The organism is Stenotrophomonas sp. SAU14A_NAIMI4_5 (genome assembly GCF_003086795.1).
Taxonomy (GTDB): Bacteria; Pseudomonadota; Gammaproteobacteria; order Xanthomonadales; family Xanthomonadaceae; genus Stenotrophomonas.
Genome location: NZ_CP026003.1, coordinates 1621334 through 1641200, shown reverse-complemented (window position 1 = coordinate 1641200; position 19867 = coordinate 1621334). Strand labels below are relative to the sequence as shown.

At 68.2% G+C, this 19867-nt stretch carries 17 protein-coding genes and 1 pseudogene; 9 read left to right on the top strand and 9 right to left on the bottom strand.

What is annotated here, in order from left to right:
• Window positions 1-25: 25 nt before the first annotated feature.
• The gene (locus tag C1925_RS07745; protein ID WP_108768383.1) at window positions 26-994 is read right to left on the bottom strand and encodes a WYL domain-containing protein; all 969 of its coding nucleotides are present in this window, start codon (window positions 992-994) and stop codon (window positions 26-28) included.
• Between the two features lie 81 nt (window positions 995-1075).
• On the opposite strand from C1925_RS07745, the gene C1925_RS07740 reads away from it, so the two are divergent.
• The 9 genes from C1925_RS07740 (at window position 1076) to C1925_RS07700 (ending at window position 9558) form a co-directional block, all read left to right on the top strand.
• Window positions 1076-1696, top strand: coding sequence for a glutathione S-transferase family protein (locus tag C1925_RS07740; RefSeq protein WP_108768382.1), 621 nt, complete (start codon window positions 1076-1078; stop codon window positions 1694-1696).
• Window positions 1697-1917: 221 nt separating this feature from the next.
• A complete protein-coding gene (gene miaB, locus C1925_RS07735; protein ID WP_108768381.1) occupies window positions 1918-3333 on the top strand; it encodes a tRNA (N6-isopentenyl adenosine(37)-C2)-methylthiotransferase MiaB in 1416 nt (471 codons plus the stop codon).
• 231 nt (window positions 3334-3564) lie between these two features.
• Window positions 3565-4551: a PhoH family protein gene (locus C1925_RS07730; RefSeq protein WP_108768380.1), complete on the top strand. Its 987-nt coding sequence runs from the start codon at window positions 3565-3567 to the stop codon at window positions 4549-4551.
• The gene (ybeY, locus tag C1925_RS07725; protein WP_108764644.1) at window positions 4548-5033 is read left to right on the top strand and encodes an rRNA maturation RNase YbeY; all 486 of its coding nucleotides are present in this window, start codon (window positions 4548-4550) and stop codon (window positions 5031-5033) included. Before C1925_RS07730 ends, ybeY begins: the two co-directional genes overlap by 4 nt.
• Window positions 5034-5097: 64 nt before the next feature.
• Window positions 5098-5688, top strand: a complete 591-nt coding sequence (locus C1925_RS07720) for a hypothetical protein (RefSeq protein ID WP_159097497.1) — start codon at window positions 5098-5100, stop codon at window positions 5686-5688.
• 93 nt (window positions 5689-5781) lie between these two features.
• Complete coding sequence (locus C1925_RS07715) at window positions 5782-6327, top strand: hypothetical protein (protein WP_108770650.1); 546 nt, start codon at window positions 5782-5784, stop codon at window positions 6325-6327.
• Between the two features lie 64 nt (window positions 6328-6391).
• Window positions 6392-7273 (top strand): transporter associated domain-containing protein, encoded by an 882-nt coding sequence (locus tag C1925_RS07710; protein ID WP_108768378.1) that lies wholly within the window; start codon window positions 6392-6394, stop codon window positions 7271-7273.
• Window positions 7270-8523 carry a DUF4105 domain-containing protein gene (locus C1925_RS07705; protein ID WP_108768377.1) on the top strand — a complete coding sequence of 418 codons (1254 nt, stop codon included), beginning with the start codon at window positions 7270-7272 and terminating at the stop codon, window positions 8521-8523. Before C1925_RS07710 ends, C1925_RS07705 begins: the two co-directional genes overlap by 4 nt.
• Window positions 8524-8529: 6 nt before the next feature.
• On the top strand, window positions 8530-9558 hold the full coding sequence (locus tag C1925_RS07700) for a magnesium and cobalt transport protein CorA (protein WP_108768376.1): 1029 nt from the start codon (window positions 8530-8532) through the stop codon (window positions 9556-9558).
• Between the two features lie 75 nt (window positions 9559-9633).
• Here C1925_RS07700 and C1925_RS07695 read toward each other — a convergent pair whose 3' ends face one another.
• From C1925_RS07695 to C1925_RS07660, 8 genes and pseudogenes are all read right to left on the bottom strand, one after another.
• A complete protein-coding gene (locus C1925_RS07695; RefSeq protein WP_108768375.1) occupies window positions 9634-10998 on the bottom strand; it encodes an NAD-dependent succinate-semialdehyde dehydrogenase in 1365 nt (454 codons plus the stop codon).
• Window positions 10999-11083: 85 nt separating this feature from the next.
• A complete protein-coding gene (locus C1925_RS07690) occupies window positions 11084-11926 on the bottom strand; it encodes an ABC transporter permease subunit (RefSeq protein ID WP_108768374.1) in 843 nt (280 codons plus the stop codon).
• Entirely contained in the window at window positions 11923-12855 is a 933-nt protein-coding gene (locus tag C1925_RS07685) for an ABC transporter permease subunit (RefSeq protein ID WP_108768373.1), read from the bottom strand. The genes C1925_RS07690 and C1925_RS07685 overlap by 4 nt, the downstream gene beginning before the upstream one ends.
• Entirely contained in the window at window positions 12852-13988 is a 1137-nt protein-coding gene (potA, locus tag C1925_RS07680; protein ID WP_108768372.1) for a polyamine ABC transporter ATP-binding protein, read from the bottom strand. The genes C1925_RS07685 and potA overlap by 4 nt, the downstream gene beginning before the upstream one ends.
• 243 nt (window positions 13989-14231) lie before the next feature.
• Window positions 14232-15773, bottom strand: coding sequence for an efflux transporter outer membrane subunit (locus tag C1925_RS07675; RefSeq protein ID WP_108768371.1), 1542 nt, complete (start codon window positions 15771-15773; stop codon window positions 14232-14234).
• The gene (locus C1925_RS07670) at window positions 15773-17329 is read right to left on the bottom strand and encodes a DHA2 family efflux MFS transporter permease subunit (protein ID WP_108768370.1); all 1557 of its coding nucleotides are present in this window, start codon (window positions 17327-17329) and stop codon (window positions 15773-15775) included. The genes C1925_RS07675 and C1925_RS07670 overlap by 1 nt, the downstream gene beginning before the upstream one ends.
• Window positions 17326-18432, bottom strand: a pseudogene (locus C1925_RS07665) (HlyD family secretion protein); the annotation flags it as partial. The pseudogene C1925_RS07665 and the gene C1925_RS07670, both read right to left, overlap by 4 nt.
• Before the next feature lie 318 nt (window positions 18433-18750).
• Window positions 18751-19860, bottom strand: a complete 1110-nt coding sequence (locus C1925_RS07660; protein ID WP_108768368.1) for a polyamine ABC transporter substrate-binding protein — start codon at window positions 19858-19860, stop codon at window positions 18751-18753.
• Window positions 19861-19867: the final 7 nt, after the last annotated feature.

The window sequence follows — 19867 nt, the reverse complement described above, 5'->3', positions numbered from 1 at the left end:
GCCGGGCCTTGCCAAGCCGCCCGGCTCAGTCCGTGACCGCCGGCACAGCCAGCAGCTGGCCCAGCCCGGCCAGGCGCTGGGCCAGTTCGTCGCGCAGTTCCGGCGGCGAGGTCCACAGGGCCAGCGGCAGCCGGTCCAGGCTGAGGATCTGGGCCAGCACCATGCCGCGGCTCTCGGCGCCCATGCGCAGCAGGCAGTGATCGGGGCCCTCGGGCTCCAGCACCCCGCACCAGGGCGGAATGCGACCCTCCAGCTCGGCCAGGCTGCCGGCCAGGCGCAGGGTGGCCTGCAGGGTGAAAGGCGCCTGGCTCACGGCCTGCCGCACCATCACGTCGGGCGGCGCCGGGGTGCGCCGGTGCAGGCCGGGCCCGGGCTGCAGCTGCACCGCGCCCATCCGGTCCACGCGCAGGGTGCGCCAGCCCTCGCGGACCAGATCCCAGGCCAGCAGGTACCAGCGACGGCCGTAGTTGACCAGGTGCTGGGCCTCGACCTGGCGCTGGGTCAGCACGTCCTGCGCGCTGCGGTATTCAAAGGACAGCCGTGCGGCCTGCCGGCAGTGCTGGGCCAGGCGGCCGAGCAGGCGCGCATCGGTGGCCGGCAGGTCGGACAGGGTGGCGGTGGCCGCATGCACCTCGCCGGCCTGCTGCCGGCGCCGGGTCGGCACCAGCGGGTCGAGCTTGGACAGCAGGCCGCGGGCGGTCTCGTCGATGCCCGACAGGGTGGCCGAGGCGGCCCGCAGGGCAATGGCCAGGGTGGTCGCCTCCTCCTCGTCCAGCAGCATCGGCAGCACCGGGGCGCCGGTGCCGAGCCGGTAGCCACCACCGACCCCGGCCGAGGCCTGCACCGGGTAACCGAGCTCGCGCAGGCGTTCGATGTCGCGGCGGATGCTGCGCCGGTCCACGCCCATGCGCTCGGCCAGCTCGGCGCCGGACCAGTGCCGGCGGGCCTGCAGGAGCGAGATCAGGCGCAGCAGTCGATGGGCGGTATGACGCATGAGGAATCGAGGACAGAAGTCGTCCGCGATTGTGCCCCAGCATGGCCTCCCGCTTCACCACCCACCGCAAGGAGCCCTGCCATGTCTGCACGCCAGATCACCCTCTACCACGCCGCCCGTTCACGCTCGAGCGGTGCCGTCGCCCTGCTCGAGGCACTCGGCGCCGACTACCGGCTGCAGGTGCTGGACCTGAAGGCCGGCGCCAACCTGGCCCCGGCCTACCTGGCCATCAACCCGATGGGCAAGGTGCCGGCGATCATCCACAACGGCGCGCTGGTGACCGAACAGGTGGCCATCTACCTGTACCTGGCCGACCTGTACCCGGAAGCCGGGCTGGCGCCGCCGATCGGCGATGCGCAGCGCGGCCCCTACCTGCGCTGGATGGCCTTCTACGGCGCCTGCTTCGAGCCGGCGATGACCGACAAGGCGCTGCACCGCGAGCCGCCGCCGCGGATGATGTCGCCCTACAACGATGCCGAGACCGTACTGCAGGTGATCGAGGCGCAGCTGGCGCAGGGCCCGTACCTGCTGGGCGAGGCGCTGAGCGCGGCGGACATCCTGTGGGGCAATGCGCTGGGCTGGATGCGCGAGTTCGGGCTGGTGCAGCCGGCCCCGGCCACCGCGGCCTATATCGACCGGATGGGCACGCTGGCCGCGTTCGACCGCTCGCGGCAGATCGACGCGGAGCTGGTGGCGGCGTAAGGGCCGCCGGGCACGGCCCGGCGCTACCGGATGGCGGACGATGATTGGCCGACGGGCGGCGACGTGTACGGTAGCGCGGGGCCATGCCCCGCGAGCGCGCAGCGCGGCGCTCGTGGCCTTCCGCCGGGCGTGGCCCGGCGCTACCGGGTGGCGGGCCGGCGGGCGGCGTGGGATGCGGGTAGAATTGCCCGCTTTCCCGCCACCCGAATGGATTAAGCGCCATGACCGGGACGCCAGACGTCTTTCCGCCCGCCTCGGGCGGTACCCCGCTCGTTGCCCTGCCCACTGGTCCGCGCAAGCCCGACCAGGTCAAAGGCAAGCTCTACATCAAGACCCACGGTTGCCAGATGAACGAGTACGACTCGGCCAAGATGGCCGACGTGCTTGCCGCCAGCGATGGCCTGGAACTGACCGATACCCCGGACGACGCCGACGTCATCCTGGTCAACACCTGCTCCATCCGCGAAAAGGCGCAGGAAAAGGTGTTCAGCCAGCTGGGCGTGTGGAAGGGCCTGAAGAACAAGGGCCGCGAAGTCATCATCGGCGTGGGCGGCTGCGTGGCCTCGCAGGAAGGTGAAGCGATCATCAAGCGCGCGCCGTTCGTGGACCTGGTGTTCGGCCCGCAGACCCTGCACCGGCTGCCGGAACTGATCCGTGCCCGCCGCGAGCAGCAGCGCCCGCAGGTGGACATCAGCTTCCCGGAAATCGAAAAGTTCGACCGCCTGCCGGAACCGCGCGCCGAGGGCGCCTCGGCGTTCGTCTCGATCATGGAAGGCTGCTCCAAGTACTGCTCGTTCTGCGTGGTGCCCTACACCCGCGGCACCGAAGTCAGCCGTCCGTTCGAGGACGTGGTGGTGGAAGTGGCGCAGCTGGCCGCACAGGGCGTGCGCGAGATCAACCTGCTCGGGCAGAACGTCAACGCCTATCGCGGTCCCTATGGCGACGGTGAATTCGCCGACCTGGGCCTGCTGATCCGCACCATCGCCGAGATCGACGGCGTCGGCCGCATCCGCTTCACCACTTCGCATCCGCTGGAATTCAGCGACTCGCTGATCGACGCGTTCCGCGACGTGCCGCAGCTGGCCAACTTCCTGCACCTGCCGGTCCAGGCCGGCAGCGACCGCGTGCTGTCGGCGATGAAGCGCGGCTACACCGCGCTGGAATTCAAGTCGAAGATCCGCAAGCTGCGCGCGGTGCGCCCGGACATCTCGATCAGCTCGGATTTCATCGTCGGCTTCCCCGGCGAGACCGATGCCGATTTCGAGAAGACCATGAAGCTGATCGAGGATATCGGCTTCGACCACAGTTTCTCCTTCATCTACTCGCGTCGCCCGGGCACCCCGGCGGCCGACCTGGAGGACACGATCAGCGATGCGGAAAAGCACGCGCGGCTGTCGCGCCTGCAGGAACGCATCAATGCGCATGCCGCCGGCATTTCCGAAAGGATGGTCGGCACCGTGCAGACCGTGCTGGTGGAAGGCCCCTCGCGCAAGAACCCGAACGAGTTGACCGGCAAGACCGAGAACATGCGTTCGGTGAACTTCCCGGCGCCGGCGCGCCTGATCGGCCAGTTCGTGGACGTGTTGATCACCGAGGCGCTGACCAATTCGCTGCGTGCGCGGGTGGTGGCGGAGTAAGGAAGGTGTGCCGACCAACGGTCGGCACCTACCAAGGGCCGGTCCTCCTGGCACATTTTTCACCAGCGCTTCACCTCCCTTGCCGCGCAGGCTCCGCAAGTACTTGTCCACAGCTTTCTTCGGCGCCGATCCACACCCGGTGTGGAGAACTGTCGCCCCGCCCGTCCGCGCGCTAATCTTGTCTTCCCTGGGTCCATCGCGGTGGACGGCGAACCCGCCCCACCCCACGCAATGAAAAGCATCGAGCATCGAGATTTCACCCTGTCGCCGGAAGACAACGAGCGGCTGGCCAACCTGTGTGGTCCCTTCGACGGGCACCTGCGCCAGATCGAGCTGAAGCTCGGCGTGGAGATCGCCAACCGCGGCTTCGTGTTCCGCATCAGCGGGCCGGACGAGGCCATCGTCGAGGCGCAGAAGCTGATCGAGGCGCTGTACGTCGAAGCCGCCGAGACCACCTTCGACAGCCACGCCATCCACCTGCGCCTGGCGCAGGCCAATGTCGAGCAGATCGCCGAGCGCTCCTACGAAGCGCAGGACGTGGCGATCAAGGTCAAGCGCGGCACCGTGCGCGGCCGCGGCGCCAACCAGGGCCGCTACCTGCACCAGATCGCCACGCATGACATCAACTTCGGCATCGGCCCTGCCGGTACCGGCAAGACCTTCCTGGCCGTGGCCAGCGCGGTGGAAGCACTGAACGAATCGCGCGTGCAGCGGCTGATCCTGGTGCGCCCGGCGGTGGAAGCCGGCGAGAAGCTGGGCTTCCTGCCCGGCGACCTGAGCCAGAAGGTCGACCCCTACCTGCGCCCGCTGTACGACGCCCTGTACGAAATGATGGGCGTGGAGAAGGTGGTCAAGCTGCTGGAAAAGAACGTCATCGAGATCGCGCCGCTGGCCTACATGCGCGGGCGCACGCTCAACGATGCGTTCGTGATCCTGGACGAAGCACAGAACACCACCATCGAGCAGATGAAGATGTTCCTGACCCGCCTGGGCTACGGCTCCACCGCGGTGGTCACCGGCGACCTGACCCAGACCGACCTGCCCAAGCACGTGAAGTCGGGCCTGCGCGACGCCATCGACGTGCTGCGCGATGTGGAGGGCGTGACGTTCACCTTCTTCGAAGCGCGTGACGTGGTCCGCCACCCGCTGGTCGCACGCATCGTCAATGCCTACGACCGCCGCGACCTGCATCAGATTCAACCTGGAGCTACCCCATGACCAAAGGCCCCGTGCGACTTGATGTCGCCATCAGCTACGCCCTGCCCCGCACCGGCCTTCCAGCGGCGGTGAGCTTCCGCAAATGGGTGGCGGCGGCCCTGAAGGGACGCATCCGCGAGGCCGACCTGGCCATCCGCGTGGTCGATGCGAAGGAAGGGCAGTCGCTGAACCGGCATTACCGTGGCAAGGATTACGCCACCAACGTGCTCAGCTTCCCGGCCGACGTGCCCGAAGGCCTGCCCAAGGGGGTGAAGTTCCCGCTGCTGGGTGACCTGGTGATCTGCGCGCCGGTGGTGGCCCGCGAGGCCGATGAGCAGGGCAAGGCACTGAACGCCCATTACGCGCACCTGACCGTGCACGGCGTGCTGCACCTGCTGGGCTGGGACCACGAGGACGACAAGGAAGCCGAGGCGATGGAGCAGCTGGAGCGCGAGATCCTGGCCGAGCTGGGCATCGAGGATCCTTACGCCGGCGAGCGCTGAGGCCAGAACCGCGCTACTCTCGGGCAGACATCCCCGGGAGACATGGACGATGAAGGGTCAACTCATGGCCGCGCTGGCCATACCTGCGATCTGCATTCTTGTAACGGTCGTGGGGTTGTACGTGGCGCGTCGAAACATCGCGCGCCACCCCGATGGCCGGCACTGGCTGCTGCTCACGCTGGCGCTGGTGTCGCCCGTCATGCTGCTGGCAGCGTTCCTCATTGGCCTTGTCCAGTCGCGCCTGCCGCACGGCCTGATCTCTCCGCAGATGTTCAACGCCCTCTCGGTGATCGCACTCCTGCTGCCGCTGGCCGGCGTGTGCACCGCCCCGCTCAGCTGGCGCGTTTTCGTGCTGCGCCGCCTGCACCGCGGCAGCGGCAGCCTGCCTTTCTTCCTGGCCCCCCGGGTGCAGCTGCTTGCCCTGTTCGCGCTTGCCGCCGCCTACATGCTGGTACGCAGCCATACAGGCCCGGTCGAGTTGCCGATGCCGCAGCAGGCGAACTACCTGACGCTGGCAGCCGGCATCGTGATGGGGTTGGTCCACGTGACCCTGACCGTGGTGTTCCTGACACTGCCGGCGATGGCGCTGTGGGCGCTGGCCAGCGGCGGGGTACGGGCTGCATGGGCGCGACTGCGCGCGGCACCGCAGGGCTGAGGCCGTAGCGGCCGACCGGCGTGCCCGGTCGCAGTCGCCGTCCACCGCCGCTACCATGTCCGGGCATCCTCCATCGCGGATCTCCTGCCTGTGCTGCTGCGTACTGCCCTGCCCCTGCTGCTCGCCTCCCTCGCTGCCCCCGCTTCGGCCGCCCCGCTGGACCTGCCGGCGCTGATCGAATGCCGCCAGGGCGTGGCCGAGCATGCCGCGCTGGCACCGCTGCTGGCCGACCCGCTGAAGGCCGTGGCCCAGGGCCTGCAGCCGCTGCCGCAGGGCAACCAGTTCATGAGCGAGTTCCGCCTGGCCAACCCGATCACCGTGTTCGGCCAGCAGACCGAGCGGGTGGCCGTGGCCGGCGCCAGCGTGATGGCCGTGCTGGACCAGGCCGACCCGCACCCGCTGGCCAAGCGCCTGGAACTGGAAACCGGCTACGACCAGGACGGCAAGTTCATGGCCGGCCGCGAGGTGGTCAGCCGCGACGTGACCGACCCCAGGACCGGCGAGGCCCAGATCGAGTCGATCATCCTCAGCGTGTCCACGGTGGCCAGCCACCCCGGCAAGACCCTGGCCGGCTGTACCTACAGCCTGGATCTGCCGGCCGACGACGAGATTCCGGCCGCGGCCGCCGGCGGTCACTGAAAGGCCCCAACATCCTGCTAGACTTGGGACAACGCCCGGCTTGCCGGGTGCCCTTTTTCCAGAGATGTCAGAAGACGACAGTAGTAGCTCCTCCCTGGAGCCCAATGAAAAGAAGCGCGGCTGGCTTGAACGCCTGACCTCCGCCTTCTCCGGCGAACCCCATACCCGCGACGAGCTGGTCGCTGTCCTGCACACCGCGCAGGAAGAGGGTCTGATCGCCGCCGATACCCTGAAGATGATGGAAGGCGCCATTTCGGTGGCCGAGCTGACCGTGGGCGACGTGATGATCTCGCGCTCGCAGATGGTTTCGCTGCCGGTCGAGGCGCCCTTCCTGGACCTGATGAAACAGGTCGTCGAATCGGGCCACTCACGCTTCCCGGTGCACGGCGAGAACAAGGACGACATCCTTGGCATCCTGCTGGCCAAGGACCTGCTGCGCGGCGTGGTCGCCGACAACGGGCCGGCCAACGTGCGCGAACTGCTGCGCCCGGCGGTGCTGATCCCCGAGGCGAAGAAGCTCAACGTGCTGCTGAAGGAATTCCGCCTGTCGCGCAACCACATGGCCATGGTGGTGGACGAGTACGGCGGTGTCGCCGGCCTGGTCACCATCGAGGACGTGCTGGAACAGATCGTCGGCGAGATCGACGACGAGCATGACGAGGCCGAGGATCAATCGGCACAGATCGCGATCCAGGCCGATGGCCGCTACGTGGTCGACGCGCTGACCGCGATCGGCGATTTCAACGAGCGCTTCGGTGCCACGTTCTCCGACGAGGACTACGACACCATCGGCGGCCTGGTGACCGAGGCGATCGGCCACCTGCCCGAGGTCGGCGATGAGCTGGCGCTGGACCGCTTCATGTTCCGCGTGGCACGCGCCGATGCGCGCCGGGTGCAGGCCTTCCATGTGACGGTGCTGCCGCCGGACGAGCAGGACGACGCTTGAAGCGCCGGGGCCTGATCCTGAGTGTGTGGCTGGCACTGTGCGTGCTGGCCATGGCCCTGCCGCAGGCGGCCTTCGCGCAGGCGATGGCCGCCGCGCCGGCCACCGATGCCGCCGCCCCGCAGGAAGCGCCGGCGCCGCGCATCGGCGTGGTGACCATGCAGCCGGGCACGGTGTTCTTCGAACGCTTCGGCCACGACGCCATCGTGGTGCTCGACCCGGTCAGCGGCGAGGCGATCTCGTACAACTTCGGTTACTTCGATCCGTCCGAGGATGACTTCATCAGCCGCTTCGCACGCGGCGACATGATGTATTACCTGGTGGCGCTGCCGCTGCAGCAGGACCTGTCGTACTACGACGAGACCGGCCGCGGTGCCAGCGTGCAATGGCTGGACCTGCGCCCGGACCAGGCCCGTGCCCTGGCCGCCGGCCTGGCCGAACGGGCCAAACCTGAGAACGCGCGCTACCACTACGACTACTACACCGCCAACTGCGCCACGATGGTGCGCGACACCCTCGACAAGGCACTGGATGGCGGCCTGCATGCGCAGCTGTCCGGACGTTCGCGTGGCAACACCTACCGCAGCGAATCGGTGCGCCTGGCATCGCCGGCACCGTGGATGTGGCTGGGCTTCGACGTCGGCCTCGGTCCGTTCGCCGACCAGCCGCTGTCGCGTTGGCAGGAAGCCTTCGTGCCGATGCGTCTGGCCGATGCGCTGCGCCAGGTGCGCAACAGCGATGGCCGGCCTCTGGTGCAGAGCGAGCAGGAACTGCTGCCGCACCGCATCGATCCCGAGCCGAAGGAATTCGCGCGGCGCTGGTGGCCGTGGCTGCTGTGCGGCCTGGTGATCGCCGCCGGCGTGCTGGCCCTGCGCAGCCGCCCGCGCCTGCTGGCCGGCATCGCCCTGCCGTTCTGGCTGCTGTGCGCCCTGTTCGGTGGCGTGCTGGTGTTCCTGTGGGGCTTCAGCATCCACTACGCCGCGTGGGCCAACCGCAACCTGCTGCTGCTCTCGCCGCTGGCGGTGCTGCTGCTGCCGGGCGCCATCGCGCTGCTGCGCCGGCGCGTGCCGGGACGCATGTTCAGCATCGTGCTGTGGCTGCTGGCCGCACAGTCCGTGGCGGCGCTGGTGCTGCACTGGCTGAGCCTGCAGGCGCAGTACAACGTGCAGTGGATCGTGCTGCTGCTGCCGGTGCACGTCGCGCTGGCCTGGGTGCTGGCGCGTCGTCCTCACTTGTCCGAAACACCCCGCTGACGCAGGATGGCGGGCATGTCATTGCCCGCCTCCGCCTCCGCTTCCGCACCCGCATCGAACAACCCCGCCTGCGTCATCAACTGCGTCCACTACGATGACCAGGGCAAGCGCCACGACATCAGCCTGGACGCCATCAGCGATGTGATCGCCAGTGGCAACGGCTTCGTCTGGGTGGGCCTGTTCGACCCCAACGACGACGTGCTGCTGAAACTGCAGGATGAGTTCTGCCTGCACGACCTGGCCATCGAGGATGCGCGCAACGCGCACCAGCGCCCGAAGGCCGAGGCCTACGGCAACTCGCTGTTCGTGGTGATGACCACCGCGCAGATGGTCGACGAGCGCATCCAGTACGGTGAAACCCACGCCTTCCTCGGCCCGCGTTTCCTGGTGACCGTGCGCCACGGCGCATCGCTGTCCTACGCGCCGGTACGCGCGCGGGTGGAACGCGAGCCACAGCTGCTGAAGATGGGGGCGTCGTACTGCCTGTACGCGGTGGCCGATTTCGTGGTGGACAACTACCTGCCGATCACTACCCGCTTCCGCGACACGCTGGACCTGCTGGAGAAGGACATCTTCGCCGAGACCTACAAGCGCAGCACGGTGACGCGCCTGTACGAGCTCAAGCGCGAACTGAACAAGATGCGCATGGCGGTGGCGCCGCTGCAGGATGTGCTGGCGCAGCTGCGCCGCTACCAGGGCGACCTGATTCCCGACGAAGTGAAGCTGTACGTGCGCGACGTGCACGACCATGCCGCGCGCATCAGCGATGTGATCGACACCCTGCGCGAGATGCTGGGCACGGCGCTGAGCGTGAACCTGTCGCTGGTGACGCTGGCGCAGGGTGAGACGGTGAAGCGCCTGGGTGCGTGGGCGGCGCTGCTGGCCGCGCCGACCCTGATCACCAGCTGGTACGGCATGAACTTCAGCCACATGCCCGAGCTCAACCAGCCGTGGTCCTACCCGCTGATGATCGTCGGCGTGGCCGCGGTGTGCGTGGGGCTGTACCGGTTGTTCAAGCGCGCGAGGTGGTTGTAGGGCGTATCGACCAACGGTCGATACCTACCGGAGCGGCGGGCAATGCCGGCCAGCGGCCGGCACCACCGTTCGGGATCAGGCCACGTAGACGGTCTTGATGTTCATGAACTCATGGATGCCGTGGTCGGCCAGTTCGCGGCCGAAGCCCGATTCCTTGCTGCCGCCGAACGGCAGCCGCGCATCGCTCTTGACGATGGCGTTGACGAAGGCCGCACCGCATTCCATGCGCTGAGCGAAGCGCTCGCCGCGCACCACGTCGCCGGTCCACACGCTGCCGCCCAGGCCGAAACGGGTGTCATTGGCCACGCGCAGCGCCTCGGCTTCGTCCTTGACCCGGATCACCGCCGCGACCGGCCCGAACAGTTCCTCGTCGTAGGCCGGCATGCCTGGGCCCACCTGGTCGAGCACCGTGGCCGGATAGCCCGCGTGGGTTCCTGCAATCGGCTCGCCGCCTGCCAGGACGCGCGCGCCCTTGGCCACGCTGGCCTGCACCTGCTTGTGCAGCTCGTCGCGCAGATCGGCGCGGGCCATCGGTGCCAGCGTGGTGGCGCCGTCGTTGGGATCACCGTACCGGCGCTGGCCGGCGGCATCGACGAAGCGCTGGGTGAATGCATCGGCCACCGCCTCGACCACGATGAAGCGCTTGGCCGCGATGCAGGTCTGCCCGCTGTTGTCGAAGCGCGACTTCACGGCCGCGGCGACGGTCTTGTCCAGGTCGGCATCGTCGAGCACCACGAAGGCATCGCTGCCGCCCAGCTCCATCACCGATTTCTTCAGCTGGCTGCCGGCATTGGAGGCAATCGAGCGCCCTGCCCGCTCGCTGCCGGTCAGGGTCACCGCCTTTACCCGCGCGTCGCGCAGCACCTCGGCGGCCTGGTCGTTGTCGATGTGCAGCACGTCGAACACACCCGCCGGCAGGCCACCGTCACGACACACCGCCAGGATCAGGTCGGCGCACTGCGGCACGTTGCTGGCGTGCTTGAGCAGGGCCACGTTGCCGGCCATGAAGGCCGGGGCGAGGAAACGGAACACCTGCCAGATCGGGAAATTCCACGGCATCACCGCGAACACGCAGCCGATCGGCTCGTAGCGCACGTAGCTGCGCTGCGCCTCGGTGTCGATGATCTGCGGCTTCAGGTAATCCGCGGCATGGTCGGCGTAGAACTCGCAGGCGGCCGCGCATTTTTCGACCTCGGCCAAGGCCTCGGCCTTCAGCTTGCCCATCTCGCCGGTCATTGCCTGCTGCAGGTCATCGCGGCGTGCGCGCAGCTGGGCGGCGATGCTCTTGAGGATGGCGCCGCGATCCTGCAGGGATCGCTCGGCCCACACGGGGAACGCCTCGGCAGCGGCCTGCAGGCGCTGCTCGATCCCGGCCGCGCCGATCAGTTCATGGCGGTAGGTGATCTGGCCGGTGGCCGGGTTGACGATTTCGACGGTCATGGGGGATCTCCATCAGGCAGATCCCCATTCTGCGCCGGCACCCGTGAGCCGGGTGTTGCCGCCGCATGGCGGCGGCGTGCGGGCCTCAGCCGTTGTCCTGACGGGCCAGCTGCAGGTCGCGCTGGCGCCGTTTCTCTGCACGCGCGTTGATGTACCAGCCGATCACCGCGGCCACCGACACCGCCGACACCAGCAGGGTCGCCAGCGCGTTGATCTTCGGGCTGATGCCCATGCGCACCGAGGCGAACACCTTCATCGGCAGCGTGGTCGAGCCCGGCGTGGCAACGAAGCTGGCCACCACCACGTCATCCAGCGACAGGGTGAAGGCCAGCAGCCAGCCGGCCACCAGCGCCGGGGCGATGATCGGCAGCGTGATGCGGCCGAACACGGTCAGGCGGCTGGCGCCGAGATCCATCGCCGCTTCTTCCAGCGAGAGATCCATTTCCTGCAGGCGCGAGGACACCACCACGGTGACGAAGCACAGGGTGAAGGTGACGTGGGCGATCCAGATGGTGGCCAGGCCGCGTGCGGGGAAGCCGGGAATGGCGCCCATCGAGGCCAGCAGCGCCATCAGCGAGAAGCCGAGGATCACATCGGGCATCACCAGCGGCGCGGTGACCAGCGCACCGAACACCTGCTTGCCGCGGAAGCGGCGGAAGCGGGTCATCACCATCGCCGCCAGCGTGCCCAGCACGGTGGCGGTGCAGGCGGTCCAGAACGCCACCACCAGGCTGGTCCACATCGCATCCATCAGCGCGCGGTCGGCGAACAGGTCGCTGTAGGCGCGGGTGGAGAACCCGGCCCAGACCATCGCCAGCCGCGAGCTGTTGAACGAATAGAACATCAGCAGCAGGATCGGCAGGTACAGGAAGGCGAAGCCGAGCAGCAGCACGCCCAGGCCCAGGCCCTTTGCGCTACGCGGACTCATGCCTGCTTCCCTTCCAGCAGGCGCTGCTGGGAACGGTTGAACCACAGGATGGGCACCAGCAGCAGCAGGATCATCGCCACCGCCATCGCCGAAGCACCCGGCCAGTTGCGGTTGTTGAAGAACTCGTTCCACAGCTGGCGGCCGACCATCAGTGTTTCCGAGCCGCCGAGCATTTCCGGGATCACGAATTCACCCACCGCCGGAATCATCACCAGCATGCAGCCGGCGATGATGCCCGCCTTGGACAACGGCAGGGTGATGCGCAGGAAGGCCTGCCACGGCTTGGCGCCGAGGTCGTAGGCCGCTTCCAGCAGGCGGTTGTCATGCTTGACCAGGTTGGCGTACAGCGGCAGCACCATGAACGGCAGGTAGCAGTAGACGATGCCGATGTAGGCCGCCGTGGGAGTGTCGATCAGCTGCAGCTTGGGCAGGCCCATGCTGGTCATCAGCGACTGCAGGCCGGTGAACTGCAGGAACTGGTCGAGCAGGCCGTTGCGGTCCAGGATCGCCTTCCACGCATACACGCGGATCAGGAACGAGGTCCACGACGGCAGCACCACCAGCATCATCGCCACGTTGCGCGCGGCCGGCGACAGGCGCGCGATGGCATAGGCCATCGGGTAGCCGATCAGCAGGGTGAGGAAGGTGGAGATCGCTGCGATCTTGATCGAGCTGAGGAAGGCTTGGGCGTAGATCGAATCGCGGAACAGCGCGAGGTAATTCTCGAGGTTGAGCTTGAGCGAGAACGCGCCATCGACATACTGCAGCAGCCAGGTGTACGGCGGCGAGCCGACCCGGCTGTGCGAGAAGCTGATCATCAGCACGATCAGGAACGGCACCGCGAAGAACAGCAGCAGCCACAGGTAGGGAATGCCGATGACCGTGGCACGCGTGCCCGGCAGCCAGCGCTTCAGGCCCGAAGCGCTCATGAGGTCAGCACCACGCCGTCGTTGTCGCGCCAGTGCACCCACACTTCGTCACCCCAGGTCAGACCATCGCTGGCCCAGCGCTGCGAGTTGGCGAAGTTGGCCAGCACCTTGGTGCCGCTGGGCAGGCGCACGTGGTAGACCGAATGGCTGCCGAAATAGGCGATGTCCTCGATCACGCCCTGCGCCTTGTTGGTGTGCCCTTCCGGCTCGTCCTTGCCGATCATCACCTTTTCCGGGCGCAGCGCGAACGCGACCGGCTGCCCTTCGTAGCAGGTGATGCCGTGGGCGATGTAGACCGGTGCGGGGAACAGCGGCGAGCGCACGGTCACGTACTCGGGCAAGTCCTCGTCGATGACACCTTCAAACAGGTTGACCGAGCCGATGAAGCCGGCGACGAAGCGGTTGGCCGGCTGCTCGTAGACCTCATCCGGCTTGCCGACCTGCTGGATCCAGCCGGCATCCATCACCGCGATGCGGGTGGCCATGGTCATGGCCTCTTCCTGGTCGTGGGTGACCATCACGCAGGTCACGCCCGACGATTCGATGATGCTGACCAGTTCCAGCTGCATCTGCGAGCGGAGCTTCTTGTCCAGCGCGCCCATCGGTTCGTCCAGCAGCAGCAGCTTGGGCCCCTTGGCCAGCGACCGCGCCAGCGCCACGCGCTGCTGCTGGCCTCCGGAGAGCTGGTGCGGCTTGCGCTTGCCCAGGTGGGCCATCTGCACCAGGTCGAGCATCTCGCCCACGCGCCGGCTGATCGCGTCCTTGGCCAGGCCGTCCTGCTTCAGGCCGAAGGCGATGTTCTGCTCGACCGTCATGTGCGGGAACAGGGCGTAGGACTGGAACATCATGTTGACCGGCCGCTGGTACGGCGGCAGCGCGTCCAGGCGCTGGCCATCGAGGGTGATGCTGCCCTTGGTGGGCGTCTCGAAGCCGCCCAGGCAGCGCAGCAGGGTCGATTTGCCGCTGCCCGAGCCACCGAGCAGGGCGAAGATCTCGCCCTTGCGCACGTCCAGGTTGACGTCGTCGACGGCGACGAAGCCATCGAATTCCTTGCGCAGGTCACGAATGGAGAGATAGCCGGGCGCACCGTTCGCATCGACGACGGCGGCTTCCGGCTGGGCTTCAACGGGCATGGGGGCTCCGGGAGCGGGCGGTGGACAGCGGTGGCCATTCTACCGGCCGGGGGGCGCAAATGCGTGCCGACCAACGGTCGGCACCTACCGGGCCGAAGGGCCCGCCGGGCATGGCCCGGCGCTACCGGGACCGCTGGCCGCTGCGCTCGCCGGGCGTGGCCCGGCGCTACCGGGGTGCGCGGCGGCGTCAACGGTTCCGGGGGCATCGTTCTGGTAGCGCCGGGCCATGCCCGGCGGAACGCATCACCGTGCGGCCACCGGCGGGGCGTCCTGCCAGCCCAGGCCCAGGCTCTTCTGCAGGGCCACGTAGCGCACCAGCAGCTGCAGGCGGGCCTGGGCGGCGGCATCCTGGGCCTGCAGGCGCTGGCGCTGCACGTCCAGCAGGTCGATCTGCGAGGTGGCACCGGCCTGCCGGCGCTGCTGCATCAGGGCCAGCGAGCGGTCGGCCGAGGCCTCGGCGCGCAGGCTGGCCTGCAGCTGCTGGCGGGCGGCGCCGAACCGGGCCAGCGCCGTGTTGGCATCCTGCAGCGCGGCCAGCACCGTGCCCTCATAGGCCGCCAGCCGCGCCTCGTTGCCGGCCCGGGCCTGCGCCACGCGCGCCTTGTTCACCCCGAAGTCGAACAGCGACCAGCGCAGGAACGGGGCGACGATGGTCGCCGCCGAATCCGGCCCAAGATCGGAAATAGACGTGGCACCGGCACCGATGCTGCCCAGCAGGGTCACCTGCGGGAAGTAGGCCGAGATCGCCTGGCCGATCTGCGCCGAGGAGGCCGCCAGCTCGCGCTCGGCCTTGCGCACATCCGGCCGGCGCTGGATCAACGCGCCCGCGTCATCTACCGGCACACTGGCCGGCAACACTGGCAACGGCTGGTCGGCGGCCAGCCGCGCGTCCAGCGCACCGGGCTCGCGGCCGACCATCAGCGCCAGCACGTCACGCGCCTCGTCCGCCTGTGCCTGCAGTGGCGGCAGCGCGGCCTGCTGCTGCTCGCGCTGGGCCTGCGCGCGTTCGACCTGCAGGTCCGAATCGGCACCGCGCTCGCGTCGTTGTCGGGTCAGCTGCAGGCTGTCATCGGCGGCGCGCAGATTGACCTCGGCCAACGCGATGCGCTCTCGGCTGCTGCGGTAGCCCAGGTAGACCTGCGCCAGCTCGGCCGCCAGCTGCACCTGCGCATCGGCCAGCGCCGCGGCATTGGCCTCGGCTTCGGCGGCGGCCTGCTCGGCTGCGCGACGACGGCGACCAAACAGGTCCAGCTCCCAGCTGGCATCGAAGCCGGCCACGTACAGCTCGGTGTCCAGGTCGATGTCCGCGAACTGCTGGCGCAGCTGCGCCGCCTCCTGCGGGCGGCCATTGGCCTCGGCCACGCCGGCGATGTTCTCGCCGAGGCCGCGCACGCTGTCTTCAAGCGCATCGGGCGCCTTGACGTTGGCATAGCCGGCGACGGCGCCCACGCTGGGCAGCTGCTCGGCACGGCGCTGGCGATGCAGCGCGCGCGACGCCAGCAGCTTGGCCTGGGCAGCACGCAGGTTGGGGCTGTTGCGCAGAGCTTCGTCCACCAGCTGGTCCAGCAGCGGATCATTCAGCGCGCGCCACCACTGGCTGGGCGGCGTGGCCGGCTGCACGTCGGCCTGCGCGGCACGCGGCAGCCGTGCCTGCGCGGTGGCGCCGGTGGCCACGTCCGGCTTCACGTAATCCGGGCCCAGCATGCAGCCGGCCAGCAGCAGCGGCAGGGTGGCCGGCCACAGGCGGTGCGGGCGAAGGGAGGTGGTGAGGGTCGTCAAATTCATCAGTGCATCGCCAATGGAACGCCCTTGGGCAGGGGCTTGAGCAGGAACACCAGCGGCAGGGTCGCCACCACGATCAGGCCGAAGATCCAGAACAGGTCGTTGTAGGCCATCACCATCGCCTGCATCTGCACCGTCTGCGCCAGCACCGCCATCGCCTGCGTGGCATCACCCAGCTGCTGGCCATAGGCATGCAGCGCGTCCTGGGCGATGGTTGAATTGGAGGTGACGCTGCTGCCGATCGCATCGATGTGCAGGGTCGCGCGGCGTTCCTGGAACGTGGAAATGATCGCCAGGCCGATCGAGCCGCCAAGGTTGCGCGCGGCGTTGAACAGGCCCGAGGCATCACTGGTGTATTCGCGCGGCACCGAGGTGATGGCCGCCTGGTTCAGCGCCATCATCGCCAGCGCCAGGCCGCAGCCCTGCAGCAGCTGGCCGATGACGAAGTGCGGGCCGATGCTGTCCGGGGTCAGCCCGAGGTTGACGAAGCAGGCGGCGGCGAAGCACAGCATGCCGCCGAACACCATGATGCGCACGTCCACCGTTTCCAGCATCTTCGGCATCATCGGCATCAGCAGGATGGTCGGCAGGCCGGCCAGCAGCAGAACGTAGCCGGCCTGCTCGGTGTTGTAGCCGGCGATGATCGCCAGGAACTGCGGGATCATGTACATGACCCCGAACAGGATCATGCCCACCGCCATCACCATCACGAACACCGCGCCGAAACTGCGCTGGAAGAGGATGTTGAGGCGGATCACCGGCGCCTTGCTGGTGAACTGCGAAAGCGCGAGCAGGGCAAACCCCAGCAGCGAGACAAGGCTGAGCACCACGATCATCGTCGATTCGAACCAGCGCTCGCGCTGGCCGTCTTCCAGTACCACGGTCAGCGCGGACAGGCCGGCGGTCATGCCGATGATGCCCAGCCAGTCCGCACGCAGCAGCCCGCCCCAGTTCGATTTTTCATGCGGCAGGCCGAGCAGCAGCAAGGCCACCAGTCCGGCACAGATCGGTACGTTGATGAAGAAGGCGTAGTGCCAGCTGACGTTCTCGGTCAGCCAGCCGCCCAGGAGCGGGCCGATCACCGGCCCGAGAATGACGGTCATGCCGAACAGCGCGGTGCCCAGCGGCTGCTGCTTCGGTGGCAGCCGTGTGCCGACGATGGTCAGCGCGGTGGGAATCAGCGCACCGCCGGCAAAGCCCTGCCCTACCCGGCCGGCGATCATCATCGGCAGCGAATCGGCCAGGCCACACATCACCGAGAACGCGGTGAACAGCGTGGCGCAGATCAGCAGGAAGGTGCGCAGGCCCAGCGTGCGCACGAACCAGCCGGTCAGCGGAATCATCACGATTTCCGAGACCAGGAAGGCGGTGGAGATCCAGGTGCCTTCGGTGCCGCTGGCGCCGACCTCGCCCTGGATGGTGGGCAGCGCCGCGTTGACGATGGAGATGTCCAGCGTGGCCATGAACGAGCCGATGGTGCCGGCCGCCACGGCCAGCCAGGCACCGGCATCGGCCTTGCCCTCGGCGGCGGGCGCTGCAGGGGCGGTGGTGGCGTTCATCGCGCCGGCGCGGCCGTAGCCTCGGCCTCGTCTTTCGTGCGCGCGCGCGCATCCTTGGCATTGCGCGTATCGACGGTCACTTCCACCGACATGCCCGGCACCAGCACCTTGCGCGCCTCGGCACCGGCGTCCACGCGGATGCGCACCGGCACGCGCTGCACGACCTTGGTGAAGTTGCCGGTGGCGTTCTGCGGCGGCAGCAGCGCGAACTGCGAGCCGGTGCCCGGCGAGATGCTTTCCACCGTGCCATGCAGGGTGGTGCCCGGCAGCGCGTCGACCTTGATCTCGGCCGGCTGCCCGGCGCGCATCAGGCCGACCTGGGTTTCCTTGAAGTTGGCGCTCAGGTACAGCGATTCGACCGGCACGATGGTCATGGTACGGGTGCCGGCGGCGACGAACTGGCCGACCTGCACGGTCTTGTTGCCGACGCGGCCATCGATGCGCGCGCGCAGCTCGGTGTCCTCGAAGGCGACGCGGGCCTGCGCGGCATCGGCCTGGGCCTGCTTCAGGCCAGCGTTGGCCTGTTCCAGCTGCGCCTGGCTGGCCTCGATCTGGCTCTGCGCGCCCTGGATCTGCGCCTTGGCCGCATCGTACTGGGCCTGCGCGCGTTCGACGTCGTGGCGCAGGCTTTCCACGTGTTCGTGGGTGTCGGCGCCGCTGGCGGCCAGCGGGGTGAAGCGGGCCAGCTCGGCCTTGCCGAAGCGCAGCGAGGCGGTGGCGGCGGTGAGCTGGGTGCGCGCCTGCAGCAGGCTGGACTGCTGGCCCTGCACGCCGGCGGCAGCGGCGGCGATGTCGGCTTCGCGCACGGCGATCACCGCTTCGGCCTGGTCCAGGGTGGCGCGGTAGGTGCGCGGGTCGATGCGCAGCAGCGGTTCGCCGGCCTTGACCCACTGGTTGTCGTGCACCAGCACTTCGGTGACGTAGCCGTTGATGCGCGGGGCGACGGCGACGGCGTCGGCCTGCAGGTAGGCGTTGTTGGTGTCCTGCAGGTAGCGGCCGACCAGCAGGTGGTAGATGAGCCAGGCGACCAGGGCGATGACCACGACGGCGCCGATGATGGCCAGGGTCCAGCGGACCTTGGGGTTCTTCAGCGGCGAAGGCTTGTCCTCGTGGGTGGAGGGGGCTTCGTCGGTGGGGGCGTCGGTGCGCGGGGGGTGGTCGGTCATTGTCTCGTCGTGGCGGTGGTCGGTGCCATACGGGACGGTAGGGGAAGGGGTGAGGAGGTGAGGTGAAAGCGTTTGTCGCGTGCCGGCGATGAGTTCCCGGTTGGCAGGGTGCAGAGCCGGGGGCGGACAGGAGGTCAACGGCAGAGCAGAAGCAGAAGCAAAAAAAACGGAGGCCGTTGGCCTCCGTTTTTCTGCTTGGTGGAGGCCGACCGTTGGTCGGCCCTACCAGAAAGCGTGCCGACCAACGGTCGGCACCTACTTGCCGGTCTTCACTTCGGTCCACAGGCGGGTATAGAGCTTGTCGGTTTCCGGGGTGTTGATCGAGTAGGTGAACATCTTCTCGGCGACGTCGGCCGGCGGGTAGATGGTCGGGTCGGTGCGGATCGCTTCGTCCACCAGCGGGGTCGCGGTCGGCACCGGGTTGGCGTAGTGGATGAAGTTGGTGTTGGCCGCGGCGACCTTCGGTTCCAGCAGGTAGTTGATGAACGTGTAGGCTGCTTCCGGGTGCTTGGCGTCCTTCGGGATCGCCAGCATGTCGAACCACTGCGGGGCGCCTTCCTTCGGGATCGAATAGGCCACGTGGACGCCGTTGCTGGCTTCCTCGGCGCGGTCGCGGGCCTGGATGATGTCACCCGACCAGCCCACCACCAGGCAGGTGCCGCCGTTGGCCAGCGAACCCACGTACTGCGAGGAGTGGAAGTTCTGCACGTACGGGCGGATCGACTTCAGCAGGTCGGCCGCCTTCTGCAGCTCGGCCGGGTCGCCGCTGTGCGGGTCCAGGCCCAGGTAATGCAGGGCGATCGGGATCATGTCGGCCGGCGTGTCCAGGATGGTCACGCCGCAGTCCTTCATCTTCGCGATGTTTTCCGGCTTGAAGACCAGGTCCCAGCTGTTGGCGATGTCGGCGCTGCCGCCGAAACGCTCCTTCAGCATGTCCACGTTGTAGCCGATGCCGGTGGTGCCGATCATGTACGGCACGCCGTACTTGTTGTCCGGGTCCTGGGTGGCGATGCGCTTCATCACCGACGGGTCCAGGTTGGCCAGGTTCGGGATCTTGCTCTTGTCCAGCGGCAGGAACACGCCGGCCTGGATCTGGCGGCCGAAGAAGTTCAGCGTCGGCACCACCACGTCGTAGCCGCTGTTGCCGGCCAGCAGCTTGGTCTCGACCATCTCGTCGCTGTCGAACACATCGTAGGTCACCTTGATCCCGCTCTCCTTCTCGAAGGTCGGGATGGTGTCCTCGGCGATGTAATCGCTGTAGTTGTAGACGTTCAGGACCTGGCTGTCCTGCGCGCCGCCGTTGCCACCGCCACAGGCGGCAAGCATGGCGGAGGCCAGGCCGAGCGTGAGGATACGCAGCTTCATCGGGTGC

Excerpts from the sequence above, each read along its gene's own strand:
- potA (WP_108768372.1), bottom strand. The coding sequence starts at position 13,988 with ATGCCCGTTGAAGCCCAGCCGGAAGCCGCCGTCGTCGATGCGAACGGT.
- C1925_RS07745 (WP_108768383.1), bottom strand. The coding sequence starts at position 994 with ATGCGTCATACCGCCCATCGACTGCTGCGCCTGATCTCGCTCCTGCAG.
- C1925_RS07710 (WP_108768378.1), top strand. The coding sequence starts at position 6,392 with ATGTCAGAAGACGACAGTAGTAGCTCCTCCCTGGAGCCCAATGAAAAG.
- C1925_RS07700 (WP_108768376.1), top strand. The coding sequence starts at position 8,530 with ATGGCGGGCATGTCATTGCCCGCCTCCGCCTCCGCTTCCGCACCCGCA.
- C1925_RS07675 (WP_108768371.1), bottom strand. The coding sequence starts at position 15,773 with ATGAATTTGACGACCCTCACCACCTCCCTTCGCCCGCACCGCCTGTGG.
- C1925_RS07695 (WP_108768375.1), bottom strand. The coding sequence starts at position 10,998 with ATGACCGTCGAAATCGTCAACCCGGCCACCGGCCAGATCACCTACCGC.
- C1925_RS07670 (WP_108768370.1), bottom strand. The coding sequence starts at position 17,329 with ATGAACGCCACCACCGCCCCTGCAGCGCCCGCCGCCGAGGGCAAGGCC.
- C1925_RS07730 (WP_108768380.1), top strand. The coding sequence starts at position 3,565 with ATGAAAAGCATCGAGCATCGAGATTTCACCCTGTCGCCGGAAGACAAC.
- C1925_RS07685 (WP_108768373.1), bottom strand. The coding sequence starts at position 12,855 with ATGAGCGCTTCGGGCCTGAAGCGCTGGCTGCCGGGCACGCGTGCCACG.
- C1925_RS07660 (WP_108768368.1), bottom strand. The coding sequence starts at position 19,860 with ATGAAGCTGCGTATCCTCACGCTCGGCCTGGCCTCCGCCATGCTTGCC.
- miaB (WP_108768381.1), top strand. The coding sequence starts at position 1,918 with ATGACCGGGACGCCAGACGTCTTTCCGCCCGCCTCGGGCGGTACCCCG.
- ybeY (WP_108764644.1), top strand. The coding sequence starts at position 4,548 with ATGACCAAAGGCCCCGTGCGACTTGATGTCGCCATCAGCTACGCCCTG.
- C1925_RS07690 (WP_108768374.1), bottom strand. The coding sequence starts at position 11,926 with ATGAGTCCGCGTAGCGCAAAGGGCCTGGGCCTGGGCGTGCTGCTGCTC.
- C1925_RS07720 (WP_159097497.1), top strand. The coding sequence starts at position 5,098 with ATGGCCGCGCTGGCCATACCTGCGATCTGCATTCTTGTAACGGTCGTG.
- C1925_RS07740 (WP_108768382.1), top strand. The coding sequence starts at position 1,076 with ATGTCTGCACGCCAGATCACCCTCTACCACGCCGCCCGTTCACGCTCG.